The organism is Brevundimonas albigilva, assembly GCF_023503965.1.
Lineage (GTDB): Bacteria > Pseudomonadota > Alphaproteobacteria > Caulobacterales > Caulobacteraceae > Brevundimonas > Brevundimonas albigilva.
In genome coordinates this window covers 1,253,694-1,275,838 of record NZ_CP097298.1, presented here as the reverse complement: position 1 = coordinate 1,275,838, position 22,145 = coordinate 1,253,694, and the positions used below count along the sequence as shown (strand labels likewise).

Sequence of the window (22,145 nt, the reverse complement as noted above, 5' to 3'; positions counted from 1 at the left end):
CCGCCTCGAGCGTCTGGCGCACACCGGCGCAGACGTCTGCGCCGCCCTCCAGGAAGAGGGCGACGGCCGCCTGGGAGGAGGGCGTATGAATCCGTCGGGCCTGTTTCAGCGAGCGGTTGAGAAAGAGATCGTAGGCGGTGTTCAGGCCCGACGCGATCGTCACATCCGCGACGTCCACGTCGCGGACGGAGCGGAAGCGGGACTCGGAGGGAACCAGATAGGAGGCTTCGATCCGGACGTAGGGCGCGGTATAGTCCAGGACGGCGCGACGATCCGGATCGATTGCGAGGAAGGCGAGATCGCAGGCCTGATCCTGAAGCGCCGCCACCGCCGCCCCCGCCGTGGCGAGGTTCGACAGCTCCATCTCCACGCCGAGGCGCACAGCGATCTCCCAGGCGAGATCGACAGACACGCCGGCGAGAGCCCCGTCCGCCGCCCTCTGCGCCAAGACTGGATTGCCGAGATTGATCGCCACGCGCAACCGTCCCAGGGGCGCCAGTTCGGACCGGATGATCTGCATCGACACGTCCATTGCCATCCTCAAGCGCCGCACCGTTTCGACCGGTCTGGCTGACGATAGGTGTTTGGTCCTCGCCGTTCCACTCCGGCGAGAGCCGCGTCCGTCATATCCTCGTGGTCCGCAGCCGAAGCGCATTGCCGATCACGCTGACCGACGAGAGAGCCATGGCCGCGGCGGCGATGACCGGCGACAGCAGCAGGCCGAACACCGGATAGAGCGCCCCCGCCGCGATCGGCACGCCGGCGGCGTTGTAGAGGAAGGCGAAAGCCAGGTTCTGCCGGATGTTGGCCATGGTCGCCCGCGACAGGCGCCGCGCCCGGACGATGCCGGTCAGATCGCCCCTCAACAGTGTCACGCCGGCGCTTTCGATCGCCACGTCCGTGCCCGAGCCCATGGCGATTCCGACATCGGCGGCGGCGAGCGCGGGCGCGTCGTTGACGCCGTCGCCCGCCATGGCGACCACCCTGCCTTGAGCCCTCAACCGTGCGACGACCGCCGCCTTCTGGTCGGGCAGCACATCGGCCTCGACGTCGTCGATGCCGAGCTCGCGGGCGACCGCCTCGGCGGTCGTGCGATTGTCGCCGGTCAGCATGACGATGCGGATGCCCTCGCCGTGCAAGGCCTTCAGCGCCGCCGGCGTCGTGGCCTTGATCGGATCGGCGATGGCGAAGACCCCGCCGAGCGCGCGGTCGATGGCGATGTAGATGGCGCTGGCGCCGTCGCGTCTCAGAGCGTCCGCCTCCCGCGCGAGCGCGGCCGTATCGACGCCGTGTTCCGCAAGGAAGGCCGCGCCGCCGAGAAGGACGAACTGCCCGTCCACAAGACCGGTCGCCCCCTGGCCGATCGGCGAATCGAAGTCGGACACCTCGGGTATCGGAATGCGGCGTTGTTCGGCCGCGGCGACGATCGCCCGGGCGAGCGGGTGCTCCGACGCCTTTTCCACCCCGGCGGCGAAGCGCAGGAGGGGCTCCTCGCCGAAGCCGGGCGCGGCGACGATCCGGACCACTGACGGCCGGCCTTCGGTCAGGGTGCCGGTCTTGTCCACCACCAGGGTGTCGACCGTCTCCATCCGTTCGAGCGCCTCGGCGTTTCGGATCAGAACGCCGCTGGCCGCGCCCTTGCCGACGCCGACCATGATCGACATCGGCGTCGCGAGCCCGAGGGCGCATGGACAGGCGATGATCAGGACGGAGACGGCGGCGATCAGACCATGGGCGAGGCGAGGTTCCGGCCCCCAGATCGCCCATGCCGTGAACGCCGACAGGGCGATGGCGATGACGATCGGGACGAACCATCCCGAAACCCTGTCCGCCATGCGCTGGATCGGCGCACGCGACCGCTGCGCATCGGCCACCATCTGGACGATCCGGGCCAGCATGGTGTCGCGCCCGACCTTTTCCGCGCGGATGATGAGCGCTCCCGTCTGGTTCAACGTGCCTCCGGTCACGGCCTGGCCGGCCGTGCGGGTGACCGGCATGGATTCTCCGGTCACCATGGATTCGTCGATCGACGAGCGCCCCTCCTCGACCACCCCGTCGACCGGCACGGTTTCGCCGGGCCGGATCCTGAGCCTGTCGCCGATGGCGACGGCGTCGATCGGCACATCCTCCTCCCGACCGTCCCGTCCGATCCTCCGCGCGGTCTTCGGTGCGAGGTCGAGCAAAGCGCGGATCGCGCCGGAGGTCTGTTCGCGGGCGCGCAACTCCAACACCTGGCCGAGCAGCACCAGAACCGTGATGACGGCGGCCGCCTCGAAATAGACCGGGACCGCGCCGTCGGCGGTGCGGAAGGCCCGGGGAAGAGGTGCGGCGCCAGGGTCGCGACGACGCTGTAGACCCAGGCGACGCCTGTTCCCATGGCGATCAGGGTGAACATGTTGAGATTGCGGTTCGCCAGCGAGGCCCAGCCGCGTTCGAAGAACGGCCATCCCGCCCAGAGGACCACCGGCGTCGCCAGGACGAACTGAATCCAGACAGAGACGCGCATCGGCACGAGATGGTGCAGCGCCGGGACCAGGTGAGCGCCCATTTCCAGCAGAAAGACCGGAAGAGCCAGCGCCAGACCGATCCAGAACCGCCGCGTCATGTCGGCCAGCTCGGGACTTAGGCCGAGGTCCGCCGTCGCGACCAGAGGCTCCAGCGCCATGCCGCAGATCGGGCAGCTTCCCGGCGCGTCGCGGCGAATTTCCGGATGCATCGGACAGGTCCAGATCACGTCCATGGATGCCGACGCCGTGTTTCGGCTTGCAGGTTTTCCGTGCGGATGGGGGCGGGCATGCGGACGGTCATCGGCGCTCAAGGCGTTGTTCTGGCCGGCCGATGACGCATAGCGGTGCGGATCGGCAACGAACTTCGCCTTGCAGCCTGACGAGCAGAAGAAGAAGCGCCGACCCTCGTGCTCCGTATGAACGGCGGTCGCTGGATCGACCGCCATGCCGCAGACCGGATCGCGCAGGGGCGGGCCGGCCGGCGTCGCGCCGTCCGATCCCTTAGGATGGTGATGTCGCCGGCCTGCGGCGGGGCCGCTGCGGCGATCGTCGTTGGTCATTCTTCACCTTCTTTCGCGACGACGTCGCGCTTCGCTCACTCCGATATCAGGTGAAACTCCTCGATCAGTTTCGCAATCTCGGTGCCTTCAAGCTTCTTCATCAGCAGTTTGCGCAGGAAGGCGGGGCCGGGAACTTCTATGCCTTCGCCATCCCGAAGAGGCGTGATGGCGGCGAGCAGGGTCCGAATGTCATAGGTGGAGTTGAACACTTCCGGCACGCCGCGTTCGACATTCATCAACGTATAAACGGCCTCCATCGGCGTACGCACCGAATATTCGGTGGTGAAGATGCAGTCGCGTTGTCTGGATTCCGCGAACTGGCCAATGAAGGCGAAGTTGACCGCTCCCTCCGGCACCACGTCGGGCCGATCGCCGACCTGGCGCGGCATGAAGAAGGCGGTGATGTAGGCTCAGGACCCATTGAAGTGAGGCGTGCGATCTGATTCAGGCTCCTGAGGAGTCTGGATATGAGCGACCTGTATTGGCTGACGGACGAGCAGATGGCTCGGCTGGAGCCCTTCTTCCCCAAGAGCCACGGCAAGCCGCGCGTTGACGACCGCCGGGTATTGAGCGGGATCATCTTCGTCAACCGCAACGGCCTGCGCTGGCGGGATGCGCCGTCGGCCTATGGGCCGCACAAGACGCTCTACAATCGCTGGAAGCGGTGGAGCGAGGCGGGCGTCTTCGTCCGGATGATGGAGGGCCTGTCCGGCGCCCAGACCGAACGTCGGACTGTCATGATCGACGCGACCTATCTGAAGGCGCACCGCACGGCTTCGAGCCTCGCGGTAAAAAAGGGGCCTCGGGCGGCTGATCGGACGCACGAAAGGCGGCATGAACACCAAGCTTCACGCCGTGACAGACGTCAACGGAAGGCCCATCAGCCTCTTCATGACAGCGGGTCAGGTCAGCGACTACATCGGCGCTGCCGCTCGCTCTCGGACAGTCTGCCCCGCGCCCAGTGGCTGCTGGGGGACCGGGGCTACGACGCCGACTGGTTCCGGGACGCCTTGCAGGCCAGGGGATCACGCCGTGCATCCCTGGCCGCAAATCCCGGACCGAACCCATCCGCTACGACAAGCGACGCTACAAGCGGCGAAACCGGATCGAAATCATGTTTGGCCGCCTGAAAGACTGGCGACGGGTCGCCACTCGCTACGATCGCTGCCCGACCGTCTTCCTGTCCGCCATAGCCCTCGCCGCCACAGTGCTGTTCTGGCTATGAGTCCTGAGCCTAGTGTTGATGCAGGCCATTCGAGAGCGACTGACGGCCGGGCTGACGCCCTATCAGGCCGCCATCGAAGGCGCGTCCAGCCGTCTGCGGGCCGTGCTGACGACGGCGCTCGTCGCCATCGTCGGCTTCATCCCGATGGCCCTGGCGCACGGAGCGGGCGCCGAGGTGCAGAAGCCCCTGGCGACGGTCGTCATCGGCAGCCTTCTGACCGCCACCGCGTTGACCCTGCTGGTATTGCCGACATTCGCCGCCAAAGCGGTCAAGCACCGCGCTTCGGAAGGAATTGACGAGTGACCGCCTTCAACGCCCAAGACCAGCGGCAGCGCCGAACGCTGCTGCTGGTGCTCGTCCTGAACTTTGGTCTCTTCCTGGCGCTGGCGCTGGCGGGCTGGCTGGCCGACTCCAGCGCCTTGCTGGCGAACGCGGCCGATAACGCGTCGGACAGCGCCGTTTATCTGATCAGTTTTCTGGCTGTGGGCCGCGCCCCGCGATGGAAGAAGACGGCGGCCACGGTGTCCGGGGTTCTCCTGCTCCTGTTCGCCATCGGGGTTCTGGCGGACGTTGCCCGTCGATGGCTGATGGGGACGGAGCCCATCGGGCCGACCATGATGGTCATGGCGCTCGCGGCGGCCCTGGTGAACCTCTGGTGCCTTAAGCTACTGCAAAAGGTGGACAGCGACGACGTCAACATGCGCGCCGCCGAAACCTTCAGCTTCAACGACTTCGTGTCGAACGGCGGCATCCTGGTTGCGGGGGCTTGGTGCTCTGGCTCGGCCAGGCTTGGCCCGACCTGGTCGTCGGCGCCCTGGTCGCGATTGTGGCAGCCAAGGGAGCGTTCGAGATATTGCGCGACGTCAGGGATCAGCCTTCCTGAAACGCAGAACGCCGGGCCTGCAAGCCCGGCGTTTTTCGTCAGCGCCCGCGAGCCAAAGCCCGCGCCATCTCTCGGAGTTCTTCCCGCGTAGGCCGGGGTGCTCCGCTTTTACCTCAGCCATCAAGGCTTCCTCTGTGGCCGTGATAGGCGTTTCGTCGTCTTCAGTTTCGCCCGAAAACCGGCGGGCGGCCCGCACCATGCGGGCCGCTCGCTCGTCATCGCGCGTCCTGTCTCTTCGCGTCATCCGCACCTCGTCTCGGTCAGCATAGCACGCATCGCCGGCTTAGGTCAGGCCGCCGGAGAGTAGGCGAGACGGCGCAGGCGAGAGCAAACGGCGCCCTCCTTGGTCGGCGACTGCACGCAGACGCGGCCATCGACTCGACCGATGTAGCGGACTACCCCTCCGATGAACTCCTGAGCGACGGTGAGCGTCTGGTTTCCCCGACGCAGTTCCATGGTTTCGATGTTGTAGCGCATGGCGATCTCCTCTGTTCGCCACGCATCGCTCCGGCCGCTGATCACCGTTATCAATCCAGAAAATCAAACTGCGTCACCACCCGGAAAGCGTGGCCGCTGGGTCGCTTAGACGAGTGACGGTTCCATGGCCCAGTGGGTCGGAAGGGCTATCGCTAGATAAATGCCGATGGCACTGGCCAGACCTCTCTGGCGGCCGCAAACAACTCGAAGGCGCGGCGCTTCATGCATCCCTCGTCCCAGCGCTCTGGATGATCGCGAACAAGGCGGGCATTCATGTCCAGCTTGCTGTGGAGTTCGAGCGCGGCTCGCTTCGAGTTTTTGACGCCGCCGTCGGCAACCAGGGAGCGTTGGAGAGCGATGGATTCAGCTTGTCGCTGACCAGCGTCAGGTTGCCGACGCCATGTAGCGCGATGTCACGCTCGTAGCTTGCAACGCCATCCGTCAACGGCCAGTGGTTCTGCCAAGTCTGCGGCAGGATGTGTTCGATCGTCAGCTTGGAGAAGTCGAATTTCAGGACCGGCTCCGACTTGGTAGAGGCCTTCTGGTTCCATTCCTCGATCGCCTGAAGGATCATCAGCACCCGGTCCTTGCGCAGGCTGCCGTAGAACCGCCGGTTCGTGAACTCGTGCTTGAACAGGGCATCGTCCGGCCACTGCATGGCGGATTGGGGCGGCTGGTCCAGCGCCTTGATGATCGCTGGCGCGGCCGGCTCGCCCGCCGGCACGCCGGCCAACACGTCCAGCAGGTCTAGCGCCAAGGCACCGTAACCGCGCGTCTGCAAATTGCAGATCATGCGCCGCACCAAGTAGCTTTCGAGTGCCAAGGCGATCCGATCCCGATCGTTGAGGTCGGTATCCTCGCGCCCCATGACGGCGAGGATTAAGGGGTAGAATACAACGACGTCCAGCCGATCGAGGCGACGCAGAAAGTCGTCGAACCGGGTCGATCCCGTGGGCGACTGGATTTCGCGGAACCGCACCGCATCGTCGCGGATGTCGCCTAGGACCGCGTGAATGTCGGTGATGGCGTCCTCGACCTTCGGAGCGGCACCCGCCATGTAGCGGATGAACCCGTCGTAAATGTGCTTGGGCGAGACCGGCTTCTTCGTATGCCGGGTGAGCCAGTTCTGGAAGAAGGTGTCAATGCGCGGCCGCGCGGCGTGGCCCACACCAGTCTTCTCGCGCCAGTGGCCGGCATCCTTGTCGAACGGGCGCCAGTATTCCTCATAGAGGGCGGCGACCGGCAACTTCTGCTTGGTCGCCTCCCAGAGAATCCAGTTTTTCATCAGGTCGGCGGGCAGAAGCGGCGTGCCGTGAGCGTTGAGGGTCTCGAAGATCGCCTGGGGTTCGTCGGTCTCGTCAAGGTCTAGAACAATCAGACGCAGATGGTCCTTCAGTCCGGACGCCAGCGCCTGGGCGCGATTGGCGACGTTCGCGCCGGTGAGCCACTTGATGAAGGTCTCACGGAAGTAGGCATAGGCGTCAGCCATGCGGGTGGTCTGTCCCGTGACGCCGACGCGGGCGCCGGTGTTCATCACCGCCTGGAACGGCAACCGGTCCTCGTTGGTCGGCCAGACCTTGAAAGACTCCTCGTCCGTGGACGTCGCCATGTTCTTGGTGAGGAATGCCAACTGCTCAGACGCCCGTCGCACGAGCATCGCCTCCTCGGCCTCTGTGGACGTTTCGGCGACAACCGCCAGGGCGTGTTCGGCGGCTTTGAGCAGGATTTGCAGTGTCGTCAGGCGCTGCTGACCGTCGATGACTTCACGGCGCGGCAGGTTCACGATCGAGACGGGCGTCTGCTCCAACACGACGGTGCCGAGGAAGTGGCCCGCGATGGGCTTGCCCGCCTCGGTGACGAGGACACGTTCGACCAACTGGCGCAGATCATCCCACAGCGGTTCCCACTGGTCGGTCTTGGACCAGACGTAAGGACGCTGAAATAACGGCACGGTGTAGCGAGTCTGGACGCCGAATAAGTTGGCTATCGAGATGTAGTTCGGCTGCAAGTGATTTCCCCCGAAAGCGCAACGCCCAGTTGCGGTTACGTCAAAGCGATCCCGCTGTCATCCGCTCGGCGACTGGGCCTTGGAAACAACCGCTGCCAATGTCTCCGTCAGGAGCCGATTGTCGGTGATCCAAGCCCTGAGGACTTCCGCCTGCCTGAGGCCTTCAATGACGGCGACCTCTTGGTCGAGCAGCGGCTTCTGGTTTGACACGGCCGGCGTCATGCTGACGATCATCAGGCCGGATCGACCGCCTTTACGCTTGTTCACGGTTGGCATGATCTTGAAGCCGGTGCCCTTCAACGCGACGCTCAACGGGGTCACCAGATCGGCGAAGTGGTCTCCCCAGCCGTAGAAGCACAGGTTCACGTTCGCTTCTCGAAGTTGATGAACCAGTCGCATCTGCGGGAGGTGCGACCATTTGGGCAACGTGTCGGGGGCGAAGATCATCGTGACGCTCTCGCCCGGTGAAGCCGCCTTCAACATGGCGGGGCCAGGCTTCAGGTTGGGAAAATCTCGACGACAGAGGGTTACGTAGGCCGAGTTGAAATCCGCAATGACGGGCAATGGCACAGCCCTATAGCCGCGCCTTCCCTTGGTGACGGCCTGGTCCAGCAAGCGGGCGCGATGCGATAGGCGTTCGCCGAGTTCGCCACCGATATCGTCGGCACGCTGACTCAGGAAGCGGGCTATCTCCTCATAGGACAGACGGTGGTCGAACTGCGTCAAAGGCCGCGTTCGTCAGGCCGTATTCTTTCGGCCGAACCAAGACCGTCTTGACCGTGGACGCCGCCCCGGTGGCTTCGAGATGAGCAGCTTCCTCCCGGTAAGATAGCGCTTGATCGACCTGTTCTCCGGCGTCCAGCTTGTTCTCGATCAGAAGGATGATCGGCTTCCCCGCCGCTGTTTTGATCTCGACGGTGATGTCAATCTCGCGCCTGTTATGCATTCGGCGACTGCTATGCAGCACCCGGTGCGAGAGGTAGTCCATATCAGTCAAGGTTTGGCCGATGATTTGATTAGCGAGGAAGGCCAGAAATGCGCTGCCAGAGATGATCTCTTCTACAAGCAACAGATCGACGTCACGCTCCGTCGCGTGCGATAATGTCAGGATTTCCTCTTCAGGCATCTCTAGTCTCGCATCCGCCCTGTGAGCCGTGGGCTCTGTCAGGTAAGGCAGTCTGACGGGGATAGGCGGGGTCGGTGTTCAGGTCTTCGAACGACGTGATCCCTGCGGCTCGCCCGGCACGCGAAGCCGAGCGCCTGCACCCAATTCATCGGCATCAATAAAAATCACGCCTTCGTCCTCCAGGGCTTGCCGGAGCAATTGGGCATTGGGCCTGTAGACAGACATGTAGTTCTGGGCGCTTTCCGCCTTACGGACAGTGTTGATTGCCAGGCCGGTTCGTTCCGACAACTCCGAAACCGACCAATTTAGTAGCCCTCGCGCGGCCCGCAGTTGGGCGGGAGTGACGACGGGAACGTCCTGACGATCACTTTCTTTAGCTGCCATAGTTGACGTTTAACACCATCGATGCATAATAGCACCTCCACAACAGGGGGTGCCCTTGAATCAGCATAACGTCATTCCCGCCACCTGTCCGGTCCACGGTTCGCCCAGGCATCGCCAAAAGTGCTCGGGCTGCAACGCCGCCTACATGCGCGGCTACCAGCGGACGAGCCGCAGGAAGAGGCCTGTTCGCGCCCTGCTGGACCGGGCGAAGCAGCGTGCCCGCACCCAGAGCGCCAGCTTCTCACTGCGCTTGGATGACATTTGTGTCCCGGATGTCTGTCCTGTGCTCGGCATTCCGCTCGTGATTGGCGGCCCTCGCTCCGATGCCTCGCCCTCCCTTGATCGTATTGAACCCGACAAGGGTTATGTGGCGGGCAACGTCCGTGTGATCAGCGATAAGGCCAACCGGCTCAAGGGGAGCCGCACCTTGGCTGAGGTCGAAATCCTGAGCCGCTCGGGGCGGCTCGCCCGCCGCAAGGAGTTCGCCGCTATCGCGCGCTACCTGGAACGCGAAGCGTTGCTGCTCGATGTCAAACGTAAGGCTCGCGAGGCCGGCCCCGATAGTCCGTGGGCCAAAATCGCTGAGTTCCTTGAAGCCAAGTTCCGCCGCTTCTTGCCTGTCGCCAAATAGATGCGAAAGTAAAAAGTAACTATTCGTTCGGGTTAATCACTTATTAATGAAAGATGACAGCGATTCCGTGTGAATTTCTCTTGACTTTCGGAAGTAGTTAATCCACCGTAAACCATCAACCGCCCGCACCGACCAATGGAGACGTGCAACGAAACAGGAGGATTCATGACCGACGCGACCCACGCCTTTTCCCCGCTGGATGACCGCTGGCTTACGCCGAAAGAAGCAGCGGCATATCTCAGCGTTCAAATCGAGACGCTGGCGAAGTGGCGGCAGCGCGGACATGGTCCGCTTTACTCGGCCGCGATCGGCAAGGTCCCTCGTTATCGCGTCTCTGATCTCGTTGAGTTCATGAGCACGAAGATGGCGGCCAATACCCGTGAGGCGAAGGCCGTTCGTCGCGAAACGCCCAGCGTTATCGGGGTCCGCTATACTGCCCGCCGTCAGCAGCGTCCCATGGGGCGCCACGCTTGATGATCTCGCACCCGTCCCACATCCATCTCACATCCGCCCTCCAACGGAACACCGGGATCGTGCCCGCCGGTGGCGGCTTCTACGCAGCGGTCTCCCAACTCGAACACCGAATCCACCCGCCGACCGCTGGGGAGGTGCTAGTGCTCCCGCCGGGCACGCCTCTGATCTGTGGGCCTGTCAAGACTTTCAGCGACGCGGTGCACGCCCATCTGCACGGCACGTTCGCCCAGTCGGACCTTCGTCTCGGCGTCGCAATCATGCTGGGCCACCACCCCGATGACGGGCTCGACGGCGCCTACGGCGCGCGGGTCCGCGCTGAGATCGACAACTGGCTCGGCACCCTGACGGCCTTCCATTTCTGGTGCGGCGACGAGACGCCTCCGATGGACAAGGTGTTTGGGTTCTTCGACGGCGTTGCCGGTTCCTGGGCCAATCGACGCACTGGCGGGCGCCGCCGCCTGAACTAGGTCGCCGGGGTCTGTCTCCGATAGCGGTCAGGGTGTTGCTGGCACTCCTCCAGCACCCGATTCACCCAAGGCTCATACCAGCACCAGGTGTTGCCGACCGCTACGGCCCCATAGCCCTTGGCTGGATCCTTGGCCCCCAATTGCTTCCACAGCTTGGTGTGGCTATCCATCGTGAACCGGTTCCAGCCTTCGGCCCGAATCTTTTTCACGACCTCGCCTGGCAGATACTTCCGCTTCTCGACTTCCTTCAACGCCATCTGGAACTTGTCGTCGACCTCGGAGCCAGGCGGAACGAGTTCAACCGCAAGGTCGGCGCCGGGCGCACGGTTGGCCGTGCGGTGGATCATGAAGACCCGGTAGGCGAACCTCGGATCGGCCTGCTGCTCGGCTGTCAGGTTCTGCTCAAAGCCTTCCATGCGCGTCATGACGTGACCCGGCAGACCGCTAGCCTTCTTGAGGAGCGCCCTCTGGTCCGGGCTGAAGGTGACGAACTGAAGGGCGATCGGCAGCCGACGCTCCAAGGCATACTGGGCGCCGAACTGCGACTTGATCGCGTCGTTGAAGTTGATGCAGCAGGCCTGAAGCTTGGCGCTGACCGTGTCGTCGATCCGACTGGTCGAGCGATGCTCGATCTCGTGTCGCAGTTCGAGCAGGAAGTTCAGATTGTCTGCCGCGCCGCGTTCGACGGGGCAGCGCGCGTGCTTGAGGCACTGGGCGAGTTCCCAGTATTTGTCGGCTCCGCCCGGCGTTTTCATCACGACCTTCTGGCCGTTCTCGTTGCGGGTATGGCGGTAGTCGATTCCTTCGCGCTTGAACCAGGCGTGCAGCAGGTAGGTCCAGGCGATCACCGCCGTGACGATGAACAGTTCGGCCCGGAAGGTGAGGCCCGCGCTGTTGAACGTATGAACCGCCGAGATCATGGCCTCGCGCGCCTTGATCAGCAGTTCGTCACCACGGATGCTGAGACCCGTCTCGGCATCGATCTCGGGCCACGAGGCTATGAAGCCGTCCAACTCGTCTGCGGTCGCGGCCTTAACCGTCGTGTGCTTCGACTTGGTCCTGATCTCGGCGATGGCGCGATGGTTCACCGACCGGGTCGGGCGCGTGAAATAGGCTAGGATGTCCTGATCGTTCGGCCACCGCCCGTCATCGATCATGGCCTTGATCAACGCGATCTCCCAGCGCTCCAGGGAGTTGCCGCGCCGACGGACGGGCACCTTTGGCTTTGCTGGTGCTGATGCTGGTGCTGGTGCTGGTGCTGGCGCAGGTGCCGCAGGGGCTGGGGAACTGCTGGTGGCACCTGCCCGACGAACGGCGTCTTCATCCCGCGATCACCGCGTCAGGCTCGCCGGCTAACAAGGCGTTGATCCAGGCGAGCGTGAGGTCACGGCTCCTGTAGCGGCCCCACTTTGCTGTCTCCTCGCGCTCCACGATGGGGAAGGTCGAGTAGATGTAGCGGATGTCGTCGCGACTGCGGGCCGGGTCGGTGGGGTCATGGACGCCGTAGAGGATGAAGTAGAGGGCATCCAGCTTGGCGCGTAGGATCAGACGCCGGTCCTCGTCCCAGACAAACGGCGGCAGGACCTCGCCGTCCTCGTCCACACGGTCTAAGTCGCGGGCGAACGGCGCCAGGTCGTGGGCGGTGTAGCTAAGTTCGAGGACGGCCTCCCTAACGATGTTACCGGCGGTCTTGCCGCCGAAGGCGCGGTCGTAGGCGACTGGCGGAACGACAGGCAGCTGTTCGACAATATACCAGTTGAGGTGGGTGCTCTGCGCCTTCTGGCGTGCGACGTAATCGAGAACCAACGCATTCAGGTTGGCGAGAAGGAGGACCTGCTCGGTGGCGGGCATCGACGAGACGATCAAAGGAGCAGTATTGCCGGCTGCGCGATGGGGAAGCATGGCGGCGATCATTGTGCGCGCATCTGTGGCGCGCGCGATGTCGCGGAAGGCGATCGCCGACCCGTCCATCACGCCTTGGTGTTGAAGCCAATACTGAGGTTCCGGAACGAAAGCAGGGTCCGCCTTCTGTTCGTCGGTGACCTCACCGCTGAGCGCGGCGTTGTGAACGTTGGCGGCGTTGACCGTGACGGAGGCGGCCCGGTGGTCGAACTGGTGGATCATCCGCCCAGCGTAAAGTGGTAGCCAATCCCCCGACGTCGAACGGAACCGATTGCCCTCAACGGCCCAGGCTCCTTCTCGCTCCTCCAACTCCGTGCGCGTGCGGAAAAGGTGGCTGTCATTGGTCATGTGGAACATGGTCGCGTAGCGCACCGGCCAGGCCGCCACGGCGGCGGCGCCCGAGCGATCCACCAGCACTGGGAGCCGTTGGTAGATCGCCGTGGTCAGGGCCATATCGCGCCGGGACCGGAAGATGGGCGCGGTTCCCGTATTTGGGTTCACGGCCGCAAAGTCGTCGGCGGTGATCGAGAAAGCGCGGTCCGGGTCGCGGGTCTCGCCCGTCGCCTGGAGGAAGAAGCCGCACTGGGCCGACGGGAACATCCGCCCTGGGCTGGCGATCATGGCGACGAATTTGAACCGACTATCCACGTCCGGGAAGAAAGGTTCCAGCCCGTGCCGCGTCCGACGGTTTTCGAAATCGTAGAGCGCCTTCAACCGCCCCTCGGTCGCCACACCCCGGAAAAAGGCACTGGCCGACAGGTCCGATGCGATGCCGCTTGGTGTCAACAAACCCACCATGCCGGACGGCTTCACCAAGGCGTGCGCCCGTTCGACGAACAGGCTGTAAAGGTTGATGTCGCCTCGGCTGAGCAGGGGATATTGGCCCGACGCCCGCGCCATCCGGGCTGTATCCAGCGCCCGAGCCTCGGCCTTCTCGAAGTCGCCGTGCAGCGGGTCGTCCGCCTTCTTGAGCACCGAGATCATCTTTGTCCGATCCGACGCGCGCTGGGCCAGAGCGATCTCAGGCCTGCGGGCCGCGAACCATTCGATCTGTTGCAGCTTGATCCGGTCCCAAGGCGGATTGCCGACGACGGCGTCGAACCCGCCGTGCCGCTCCTCGTCGTCCCAGCGGTCCCACACGCCGGGGAATGCGATCTGCCAGTTCAGGAATCGCTCTTCGGCGATCAGGTCGCGAGCCCGGCGCCAGATGTCGGCGAAGGCCTCGAAGTCTTCCTTCTTGGATCGCCGCCGCTCGGGCTCGGCACGACCGCGCGCGATGGCCAAGGCGTCACCGAACTGTCCATCCAGCCATAGCCGGATCAGCCCCTTCTCGGTCCGGTTCAGGTTCAGCCACTCCAAGGCGTGCATGAAGCTGACAAAGCTATCCAGCGGACCGACCTGGGCCTCCACGTCGGTCCACATGGCAGCGGACCGGTGCGCCTCGGCGATCTCGGCATCCGTCGCCATCTCGATCGTCTTCATCGCCAGCGCCTGACGCTGGGCGTTCTTCAGGGCCTCGTCGTAGAACAGTGGGGCGCCAAAACCGTGGGCCTTGTCGATCGCGTCGCGGACCCAAAGGCCAAACAGACTGTCGCCAGCGTGCAGGTGGTGGTCGATGAATGACAGGGGCGCGCCGACGGTGAAGGTGTGGAGCCACAGGGCCACCTTCGCCAGCTCGACCGCCATCGGGTTCTTGTCGACGCCGTAGACGCAACGCTTCAGCACCATGCGCCGGACGATGTGGCGGTCATCCAGTTGCGCTTCATCGATCGCCCAGCCGGCGGCCTTGGCGTTCTTCAGGATGGTGGCGCGGATGTCGTCGATCTTCTCCGCCAGGGGGAGACGTAACCGAGGTCCTCGCCCAAGGCGGCGGCCTCGGCCATGGCGTCGAGAACGTGGTCAGCCAGAGTATCGACCAGGCTGACCAGGAAGTGCCCCGACCCCATCGCTGGGTCGCAGACCCGCAGGGACAAGATCGCTTCGGCGGCGTCGGCGTCCTTCAGCGCACGGCGGCGGACGCCTTCGTCGTCGTTGTCGGAAAAGCCTTCGAGTGCTGCCGAGAACGCATCGCGCCGTTCCTCAACAAGCGGCTCCAGCGTCTCGTCCAGGATCAGTCCGACCAGTTCATCGGGTGTGTAGTAGCTGCCCGAGTTCTTGCGGGCGAAGAGGTTGGGTCGAACGGTCAGGTGTCCCGCTTCGCCAGCCAGCCCTTCCCGGACGATCTCGAACTCCAGCAGCCGTTCGTAGATCGAGCCCAATGCTGGACCGACAAGTCGCGGTAGTTGATATATCGGCGCTGGCCGGTCGATCGTTCGAAGGAAAGGGCGTCGAGAGCGGGTGCCATGACGCTGTCAGGGATTGCGCGCGCTCGCCAGCAGGGTCGTGCCCGACGTCGCGAACAGGCCCCCGTTGTAGGGCGGGATGCCCACTGAGGCGTCGCCCTTGTCGACGATCCGCGACAGGTCCGAAATGTGCGCCCAGACCTTGGCGGCGGTCGATGAGAAGGTGTCGCCGTTGGTGACCCGCTCGCCGATGTCGAGGCGGACGGGCCGGAGCGCATAATCGTCATACCGGTCGTCGTTTACAGGCAGCAGGTCCCGGTCCTCGGCGTAGAGAAGGAACAGCAGCCGGTAGAGAAGGATCAGTGCCGCATCCCGCACGTCATCCAGCGAGGCCTCGGGCGCGGACTCGGCCAGCGCGCGAGCGAGGCTCGGGAAGACCTGATCGAAGACAACCCTGGACAGGCTGGCGGCGACCCGCTCCTCGTAGAAGGCCGCCTCGGACCTGGCGCGCTCGTGGAACGTCTTCTGGTCGATCCCGGTGGCCAGGAAGGCCTCGCGGCCGAACATGACCGCAAAGACGCGCAGCCAGTGGTCGCTGGCTTCCTCGTCGCTGAACAGATCAACGCCCACGAGCCCCAACACGCGGCCGAGGTCGATCTCCAGGAACTCTTCCGAGATCGACCGAGCGCCCGCCCAATAAAGCCTCCAGCGCAGCCCGTTGGTCAGGATGCCCCAGCGCAGCTTACCGTTCGTCAGATCGTCGATCCGCCGGAGGTAGCGCAACATCTGTGTCGACGGCGCGGTGGTCTCGTGGCGGCCCGACGCCCGGTCGAGAGGGCGAGCCCATCGCTTGCTCTCAACGACGGCCAGACCATGTTCATACCGCCGCCACTGTTCCGGCTGGGCGTTGGCAGCCGCCTTGGCCTCGGCGTTGGCGAACAGGAGGCCGTCCGGGACGTCGTCGCGACCACTGACGGTGAGATTCTGTTGCCGCAGCGACTCCGACCAGCCCAGCGCGGCTAACACGGGCCAGATGAAGTCGTCCTCGGTCTGGCTCTCGTTGGTCTTGGTGTCCTGCGGGAAGGCGGCGGCGATCCGGTTCAGGTCACCACGGAGCGTCGCCACATCGACACCCTGATAGGCCGGCGACGACTTGATGGCCTCGGCCAAGTAGTCGGTGCTGAACAAAGAGCCAGCGCTGAACAATGTCGATCAGCCAAGCCGGCCCCTCCAGTCACCCCGCCATCCTTTAGCAGGCCATCATCGTAGGCAACGGGAGAGGCGCGGCGAGGCGGTCACGCGCAAATGTTTTCGAGATGGGCGATCAAGCGAGACAGTTCGCCCCCGTCATGCGCTCGACTTCCTCGCCCCATTTGAGGTGCGCTTCCGTCATATGCGGGAGCATCTCTTCAACATCATAAAGACGGGCCCCCTCGTGTTGTTGGCCGACGTGGTTGATCACCGCCTCTGCTACGTCATTCGAGAACCCCAGTTTGGCGCGAATCTGAGTGCGACCGAACCTCCTGCCATCGTAGAGTTCGACATCCTCGTCATCGAGCAGACCGGCCTTGATCAGACGGCGACGCGCTCGTATCCAGCCAGTGGTCAAGGAATGCTCGTCCATGTGCGGGCCGTTTGCGCGATTGCTGGGGAAGAGCATCTCCCCGTCTGCGATCGACATGACGATCCGAAGCAGTCGGGCCACCGGGTCAGACAGTGGGACGTGATACTCGTGACCTGTCTTTGTGTAGTCCTCCGGGATAATCCACATACGCTTGGACAGGTTGATGTGAGAGCGGATCGCACGGGCCACATCGATCGGCCGCTGTAGGGTCAACAGGAACAGCAGGATCGCCAGCAGGCCCGGCTTCGGGCTCGACATGGAGTAGAGGCGCCCGGACAGATCGGCCCAGAACTGCGCAAACCGCTCCTCGGTCAAGCGCCCGCGCCGCTTTTCGCGCTTGATCTCGAACAGCGGCGGGAAGTCAGCGGGGTTCTTCGTGGCAACTTCCTTCTTGCACGCCCACTTGTAGACGCGCTTGATCGCACGATGACATGCGTTGGCTGTCGTCTTGCCGTTTGCCCCCTTCCTGCGGTGGCGAGCGCCGACTTCGTTCTTCACTGCGATCACCAAGTCCTCAACGCACTGGGCGGTGACCTTGTCGAACTTCCGCGACCCGAGAACGGGCAGGACGTAGCGGTTCAAGAAGAAGACCTCGTCCAAAGGCTTCTGCCCTGGCCGCTGCTCGGCCTTGGCGGCCATGAACGCCACCGCGAGATCGCCGAACGTCTTTAACTTAGGCGCCTTGGCTTCTTCCCGGGCTTCTCGACGGGCCTCGACCGGATCGATGCCGTGCGCGTGCAGGTCGTTGAGCAACCGTCGCGCCTCAGTGCGAGCGCTGTCGATCGCGATCTTGTCGACCGAGCCGATAGAGTAGTCGCCGTCCGTGCCGTCCAGTTTGGTGTAGCGCAGCATGAAGCTGGGCCGGCCCGTCCGTTTGGCGTTGAACTGCACACACAGGTCCGGGACGGTCGTGTCCCAGTATCGGCGAGCCCGCTCGTCGGCGGACAGGGAACACACCTCGTCGATTACGCGGTTGGTCAACCGCTGGCGGGTGGGGATAGGGGCCTTCATCTAAATCACTCCGTTCTGAACGACGGAGGAGGTCCGGCAATTGACGGGCCGCCGAGGCTGGGCCTGAACCACCTGACAAACCACCTTTGGAGGTCTCAAAAGGTCCGACTCAGTCCTACTTGATCCGCATTGCCGCCCGGCGATTAATGCACTGAAATAATTCGCAAAATGACACATCTTGTTGATGCGATTGGCCATTTTGAAACAGCCGTGCCTCTGCACCTGCTACAGATGATTTTCCCCTTGCGGGAGAAGGTGGGCCCGAAGGGCTCGGATGAGGGGGCTCTGTCCGCATCCAGAACGGAAAGAGGGAGGCCGGGTCAACCAGCCCCCTCATCCGTCTTGCGGAGTTTATCCTCGGGATCGCCGGAGGCGATACCCAGGGGCGTTCTAGTTCTTACTCCACGCCCAGTTCTTCCAGCAGGCGGGGCTGGTGATAGACGTTGCGCAGCGCCTCGGTGATGGCGGCGGTGGAGACCGTGACCGTGCGGTTCAGGTTTCCGTCGTAGCCGAAGCTGCCGCCCAGCGAGTGGATGTTGCCGTCGAAGGCGGCGCCGATCACCTCGCCCTTGGCGTTGATCACCGGCGAGCCGGAGTTGCCGCCGATGATGTCGTTGGTCGAGACGAAGTCATAGACGGTCTGCTTGTTGACCTTGTCCTCGGCCGCCAGCCAGTCCTCGGCCGCGTTGAAGGGCTCGGCGCCGGTGTTCCGCTCATACAGGCCGCCGATGTAGGTGAAGGGCTCCACCGTCACTCCCTGGTAGGTCCAGCCCTTGACCGAGCCGTAGGACAGGCGAAGGCTGAAGGTGGCGTCCGGATAGAGATTGGTGCCGTAGGCGGCGAAGCGGGCCTGGGCGATCTTTTCTCCCGCGCGGCTGGTCGGGCCCGAGACGGCCGATTCCCACTGGGTGCGGATGGCCTGGGCCGCGTCGTCGTTGGCCAGGACGAACTGGATCATGGCGTCGCCCGAGGCGGCCAGCTGTTCCGGCGTCATGGCCAGGGCCTGGGCGCGGAAGGCCGGGTCGGCCAGGCGGGTGCCCGAGACGGTGCGCTGGGCGATCTGTTCGGGGCTGTCTTTGCCCAGCAGCGCCTTCACCTGCGGATTGTCGACGGTCAGGTATTCGCGGGTCTTGGACAGCCAGAACGCCATGTAGATCTCCTCGATGTCGTTCGAGATCGGCGCGTTCTGGGCCAGGCGGCGGCCCAGGGCGGCGATGTCGGCGTCGGTGTAGCCGGGGCGGCGTTCGGCGACCGGCTTGGCGCGTTCCTTGGCCGCGCGGACGATGGCCTTGGCGTAGCTGTAGAGCTGCGAACGCGGGCCGGATTCCAGCTGGCGATAGGGCAGGTAGAGGTCGCGCTGGGCCTGGGCCACGCGCTCCAGGTCGGCCCAGGGGTCGCCGATGCGGGCGGCCAGTTCGGGGTCGGCGGCGACGCGCTGGCGCAGGTCGGCCTCTTCCTGGCGCTTCCTGGCCATGAAGGCCGGATCGGTCAGGGCGCCCTGCTGCCCGTAATAGACCTTGAAGCTGTTCTCCAGGCCGAAGATCGGATCGACGGCGACGCGCTTGGCCTCATCGCCGGTGGTCGAATACTCCAGCAGGCGGCCGCGCAGTTCGGAGAACTGGATCAGGCTGATCGGCAGCTGCTGGTCGCGCAGCGCCTCCAGCTGGGCCACCGTCAGCAGGCGCTGGGTCGTGCCGGGGTTGCCGGCGACGAAGGTGACGTCGCCTTCCTTGGGCGCGTTCGGATTCCAGGTCAGGTGGTTGGGCGTGGCGACCGGCTTGCCGTCCTCGTAGATGCGCAGGAAGCCGCTATCCAGGGCATAGCGCGGGAAGTTGAAGTTGTCCGGATCGCCGCCGAAGAAGGCGGCCTGGAACTCGGGCGCGAAGACCAGGCGCACGTCGTCGTACTTGCGGAACTTGTAGAGCTTGTATTGGCCGCCGCGGTACAGGCTGATGACCTGGCAGGTCCACTTCGGATCGTCGCCGCAGCCTTCCTTCTGGATTTTCTCAGCCTCGGCGTTGCGGGCCTGGACGAAGGCGGCGCCCTCCAGGCCCTGGCCGGCGCCCTGGACGCGTTCGGTGACGTCGGTGATGTCGGTCAGGATCTCGGCCGTCTGGCCGGGGCACTTCTTCTCGTCCTCGCGGGTCGCGGGCATCCAGCCGTTCTTGACGTAGTCGTGCTGGGCGTCCGACAGGTCCTGGACGCAGCCGACGACGCAGTGGTGGTTGGTCAGGATCAGGCCTTCGCCCGACACCAGCGACGCCGAGCAGCCCTGCAGCCGCACCGCCGCCTCACGCACCCGGTCCAGCCAGGCCTGGTCGATGTTCACGCCATAGGTCTGGTTCACCGTGGCGATCGGGAAGTTGTCGAACGTCCACATTCCCTCCTCGGCCTTGGCCGGAGCGGCGGGCGCGGACAGGACGGCGGTCGCGGCGCCCAGGGCGGCCAGCGAGGCGGTGAGACGAAGCGAAGGCAGGGACATCGGGCGTGTTCTCCGGGCGCCGGGATCGGGTCGATCCGGCCGTTATTCTGTAACTAGACCCGCCGCCGCGGCGTGGGCAAGTCGGTGCGTCGGCGCCGCCTTACCCCGATTTAACTTGGCCGCGAGCAAGCGCGCGGTCAGATAGAACTCGGTTCGGGGGATTTCAGCGCTTCATGTCGCTCGCTTTATCTACATTGCTGTTCGAATGGCGTCGCTACATGGCCGCGGTCATGGCCCTGGCGCTGTCGGGGTTGCTGGTCCTGGCCATGACCGGGGTGTTCATCGGCATCGGCAAGGGGTTCACCGCCGCCATCGAGCGGTCGCGCGCCGACGTCATCATCATGCAGCCCGGCGCGACCCAGCTGTTCGGCGGCTCCATGGGCGTGCCCCGGCGGTTCATCCCCCTGGCCTACAACCACCCCGAGGTGGTCGAGGTGCGGGCCATGGAGATCAACGGCGGCAACCTGCAGAACGTCGCGCGACGTCGATCCGACGATGAGCCAGGCCGAGCGCGCGCGCCAGGGCGCGCCCAAGTCGCGTCAGGTGATGGTCAACGTCATCGACACCCAGCCCGGCTCGGTCACCATACCGACCGACTATTCCGACGAACTGGTCGCGGCGCTGCGCCAGCCCTTCACCATCGCGGTGGACGAGACCGCGCTGGGAACCCTGGGCGTCAAGCTGGGCGACCGCGCCATCTACGCCGGCCAGACGGTGACGGTGGTGGGGGTGCTGCGCGGCTATCCCAACATGATGCAGCCGACCATCGTGATGTCGCGGGACTCGCTGCGGATGCTGGGCCAGTCGTGGGGCAACACCATGGGCGGCCCGCTGATGATCAAGCTGCGCGACCCGGCCAAGGCGACGGTGGTCGCGGCCCAGCTGAACGAGATGGGCAAGGGCCAGTGGCGCGCCTGGACCCGTCAGGAGCTGGCCGACGCCAACGCCAAGTCGATGTTCGAGGAAGGCATACTGGTCATCATCATCGGCGGCTGCGTGGTGCTGGGCATCATCATCGGCGTGGCCATCACCTGGCAGACCCTGCGCGGCGCCATCATGGCCAACATCAAGGAGTTCGCCTCGCTGCGGGCCCTGGGCGTGGGCATGGGCAGCCTGCGCCGGATCGTCGTCGAACTGAGTTTCTGGGTCGGTCTGGTGGGGGTGGCGGCGGCCGTCCTGCTGACGTGGCTGCTGTCGCTGCTGGCGCGGATGGGCGGGGTCATCATCGCCCTGCCGTTCAGCCTGCTGCTGGTGGTCGGCGTCGGTCTGGTCCTGATCGCCATGGGGTCGGGCCTGCTGTCGCTGGGCGTCCTGAAGAAGAGCCAACCGGCGGATTTGCTGCGATGATCCATACCAAGACCCACGGCAAGCATGGCGACTACGCCATCGAGGCCACCGGCCTGATCAAGCGGTTCAAGTCGGGCCGCGCCTTCGTCGAGGTGCTGAAGGGCGTCGATTTCGACGCGCGGCACGGCGACCTGACCATGGTCATGGGGCCGTCCGGCTCAGGCAAGTCGACGCTGATCGCGGCGCTGTCCGGCCTGCTGAAGCCCGAGGAAGGGCGCGTCGACGCCCTGGACGTCGACGACCTGTGGAAGCTGTCGACCGGACGGATCGACCGGTTCCGGCTGGAGAACTGCGGCTTCATCTTCCAGGGCTTCAACCTGTTCCCGTCGCTGACCGCCCTGCAGCAGGTCGAGACGGTGCTGAAGTTCCAGGGCCTGTCCTCGGGCCAGGCCAAGAAGCGCGCCACGACGGCGCTGGAGGAGGTCGGCCTGGGCCATCGCCTGCACCAGCGGCCGGCGGCCCTGTCGGGCGGCGAGAAGCAGCGCGTGGCCATCGCCCGCGCCCTGGCCAAGGATCCCAAGATCCTGTTCGCCGACGAACCGACCTCGGCCCTGGACGGCGAGAACGGGCAGGTGGTGATCAAGCTGCTGCGCCGGGCCGCCACCGAACACGGCGCGGCCGTCATCTGCGTGACCCACGACCCGCGCCTGGAAGCCTGGGCCGACCGAGTGATCCACATCGAGGACGGCAAGATCCTGGACGATCAGCGCCGTAATCCCGACCCGGACGCCGTCCTGGCGTCGCATCACTGAACC

21 protein-coding genes and 3 pseudogenes are annotated in these 22,145 nt (G+C 64.8%); 9 read left to right on the top strand and 15 right to left on the bottom strand.

Annotated elements, in window-relative coordinates; genetic code table 11:
- Positions 1 to 178 precede the first annotated feature (178 nt).
- From MU852_RS18180 to MU852_RS06675, 3 genes and pseudogenes are all read right to left on the bottom strand, one after another.
- Positions 179 to 520, bottom strand: a pseudogene (locus MU852_RS18180) (transporter substrate-binding domain-containing protein); the annotation flags it as partial.
- 103 nt (positions 521 to 623) lie between these two features.
- A pseudogene (locus MU852_RS06680) lies at positions 624 to 3,067 on the bottom strand (heavy metal translocating P-type ATPase).
- Positions 3,068 to 3,102: 35 nt separating this feature from the next.
- Positions 3,103 to 3,471, bottom strand: coding sequence for an oleate hydratase (locus MU852_RS06675; RefSeq protein WP_224762136.1), 369 nt, complete (start codon positions 3,469 to 3,471; stop codon positions 3,103 to 3,105).
- Between the two features lie 63 nt (positions 3,472 to 3,534).
- Between MU852_RS06675 and MU852_RS06670 the strand changes: the two genes are divergently transcribed.
- The 4 genes and pseudogenes from MU852_RS06670 to MU852_RS06655 all read left to right on the top strand — a co-directional run bounded on the left by MU852_RS06670 (position 3,535) and on the right by MU852_RS06655 (position 5,266).
- Positions 3,535 to 4,197: an IS5 family transposase gene (locus MU852_RS06670; RefSeq protein ID WP_249751538.1), complete on the top strand. Its 663-nt coding sequence runs from the start codon at positions 3,535 to 3,537 to the stop codon at positions 4,195 to 4,197.
- Positions 4,134 to 4,292: a transposase gene (locus MU852_RS06665; RefSeq protein ID WP_249751878.1), complete on the top strand. Its 159-nt coding sequence runs from the start codon at positions 4,134 to 4,136 to the stop codon at positions 4,290 to 4,292. Before MU852_RS06670 ends, MU852_RS06665 begins: the two co-directional genes overlap by 64 nt.
- A 9-nt stretch (positions 4,293 to 4,301) precedes the next feature.
- Positions 4,302 to 4,595 (top strand): annotated as a pseudogene (locus MU852_RS06660) (efflux RND transporter permease subunit); the annotation flags it as partial.
- Positions 4,592 to 5,266, top strand: coding sequence for a cation efflux transmembrane domain-containing protein (locus MU852_RS06655; RefSeq protein ID WP_430641202.1), 675 nt, complete (start codon positions 4,592 to 4,594; stop codon positions 5,264 to 5,266). The pseudogene MU852_RS06660 and the gene MU852_RS06655, both read left to right, overlap by 4 nt.
- Before the next feature lie 197 nt (positions 5,267 to 5,463).
- Here the strand turns inward: MU852_RS06655 and MU852_RS06650 are convergent, their stop codons facing one another.
- The 5 genes from MU852_RS06650 to MU852_RS06630 all read right to left on the bottom strand — a co-directional run bounded on the left by MU852_RS06650 (position 5,464) and on the right by MU852_RS06630 (position 9,074).
- Complete coding sequence (locus MU852_RS06650) at positions 5,464 to 5,652, bottom strand: hypothetical protein (protein WP_249751537.1); 189 nt, start codon at positions 5,650 to 5,652, stop codon at positions 5,464 to 5,466.
- Positions 5,653 to 5,923: 271 nt separating this feature from the next.
- A complete protein-coding gene (locus MU852_RS06645; RefSeq protein ID WP_249751536.1) occupies positions 5,924 to 7,660 on the bottom strand; it encodes a DUF262 domain-containing protein in 1,737 nt (578 codons plus the stop codon).
- Between the two features lie 57 nt (positions 7,661 to 7,717).
- Positions 7,718 to 8,386, bottom strand: a complete 669-nt coding sequence (locus MU852_RS06640) for a hypothetical protein (protein ID WP_249751535.1) — start codon at positions 8,384 to 8,386, stop codon at positions 7,718 to 7,720.
- Positions 8,355 to 8,786, bottom strand: coding sequence for a PD-(D/E)XK nuclease family protein (locus MU852_RS06635; protein ID WP_249751534.1), 432 nt, complete (start codon positions 8,784 to 8,786; stop codon positions 8,355 to 8,357). Before MU852_RS06635 ends, MU852_RS06640 begins: the two co-directional genes overlap by 32 nt.
- Positions 8,787 to 8,864: 78 nt before the next feature.
- Positions 8,865 to 9,074 (bottom strand): hypothetical protein, encoded by a 210-nt coding sequence (locus MU852_RS06630; protein WP_249751533.1) that lies wholly within the window; start codon positions 9,072 to 9,074, stop codon positions 8,865 to 8,867.
- A gap of 151 nt (positions 9,075 to 9,225) precedes the next feature.
- On the opposite strand from MU852_RS06630, the gene MU852_RS06625 reads away from it, so the two are divergent.
- From MU852_RS06625 to MU852_RS06615, 3 genes are all read left to right on the top strand, one after another.
- Complete coding sequence (locus tag MU852_RS06625; protein ID WP_249751532.1) at positions 9,226 to 9,801, top strand: hypothetical protein; 576 nt, start codon at positions 9,226 to 9,228, stop codon at positions 9,799 to 9,801.
- 165 nt (positions 9,802 to 9,966) lie between these two features.
- On the top strand, positions 9,967 to 10,275 hold the full coding sequence (locus MU852_RS06620) for a helix-turn-helix domain-containing protein (RefSeq protein WP_249751531.1): 309 nt from the start codon (positions 9,967 to 9,969) through the stop codon (positions 10,273 to 10,275).
- Entirely contained in the window at positions 10,272 to 10,742 is a 471-nt protein-coding gene (locus MU852_RS06615) for a hypothetical protein (protein WP_249751530.1), read from the top strand. Before MU852_RS06620 ends, MU852_RS06615 begins: the two co-directional genes overlap by 4 nt.
- Here MU852_RS06615 and MU852_RS06610 read toward each other — a convergent pair.
- From MU852_RS06610 to MU852_RS06580, 7 genes are all read right to left on the bottom strand, one after another.
- Positions 10,739 to 11,911, bottom strand: a complete 1,173-nt coding sequence (locus MU852_RS06610) for a DUF3644 domain-containing protein (protein ID WP_249751529.1) — start codon at positions 11,909 to 11,911, stop codon at positions 10,739 to 10,741. The genes MU852_RS06615 and MU852_RS06610 overlap by 4 nt on opposite strands.
- A 151-nt stretch (positions 11,912 to 12,062) precedes the next feature.
- Positions 12,063 to 14,372 carry an Eco57I restriction-modification methylase domain-containing protein gene (locus MU852_RS06605; protein WP_249751528.1) on the bottom strand — a complete coding sequence of 770 codons (2,310 nt, stop codon included), beginning with the start codon at positions 14,370 to 14,372 and terminating at the stop codon, positions 12,063 to 12,065.
- 68 nt (positions 14,373 to 14,440) lie between these two features.
- A complete protein-coding gene (locus MU852_RS06600; RefSeq protein ID WP_249751527.1) occupies positions 14,441 to 14,902 on the bottom strand; it encodes a BREX-1 system adenine-specific DNA-methyltransferase PglX in 462 nt (153 codons plus the stop codon).
- Between the two features lie 93 nt (positions 14,903 to 14,995).
- Positions 14,996 to 16,114 carry a hypothetical protein gene (locus MU852_RS06595; protein WP_249751526.1) on the bottom strand — a complete coding sequence of 373 codons (1,119 nt, stop codon included), beginning with the start codon at positions 16,112 to 16,114 and terminating at the stop codon, positions 14,996 to 14,998.
- A gap of 136 nt (positions 16,115 to 16,250) precedes the next feature.
- Complete coding sequence (locus tag MU852_RS06590; RefSeq protein WP_249751525.1) at positions 16,251 to 17,561, bottom strand: tyrosine-type recombinase/integrase; 1,311 nt, start codon at positions 17,559 to 17,561, stop codon at positions 16,251 to 16,253.
- A gap of 397 nt (positions 17,562 to 17,958) precedes the next feature.
- Complete coding sequence (locus tag MU852_RS06585; protein ID WP_249751524.1) at positions 17,959 to 20,043, bottom strand: S46 family peptidase; 2,085 nt, start codon at positions 20,041 to 20,043, stop codon at positions 17,959 to 17,961.
- A 214-nt stretch (positions 20,044 to 20,257) separates the two neighbouring features.
- Positions 20,258 to 20,443 carry a hypothetical protein gene (locus tag MU852_RS06580; protein ID WP_249751523.1) on the bottom strand — a complete coding sequence of 62 codons (186 nt, stop codon included), beginning with the start codon at positions 20,441 to 20,443 and terminating at the stop codon, positions 20,258 to 20,260.
- A gap of 95 nt (positions 20,444 to 20,538) precedes the next feature.
- Here MU852_RS06580 and MU852_RS06575 point away from each other — a divergent pair, with 95 nt between their 5' ends.
- Positions 20,539 to 21,390 carry an ABC transporter permease gene (locus tag MU852_RS06575; RefSeq protein ID WP_249751522.1) on the top strand — a complete coding sequence of 284 codons (852 nt, stop codon included), beginning with the start codon at positions 20,539 to 20,541 and terminating at the stop codon, positions 21,388 to 21,390.
- Entirely contained in the window at positions 21,387 to 22,142 is a 756-nt protein-coding gene (locus tag MU852_RS06570) for an ABC transporter ATP-binding protein (RefSeq protein ID WP_249751521.1), read from the top strand. Before MU852_RS06575 ends, MU852_RS06570 begins: the two co-directional genes overlap by 4 nt.
- Positions 22,143 to 22,145: the final 3 nt, after the last annotated feature.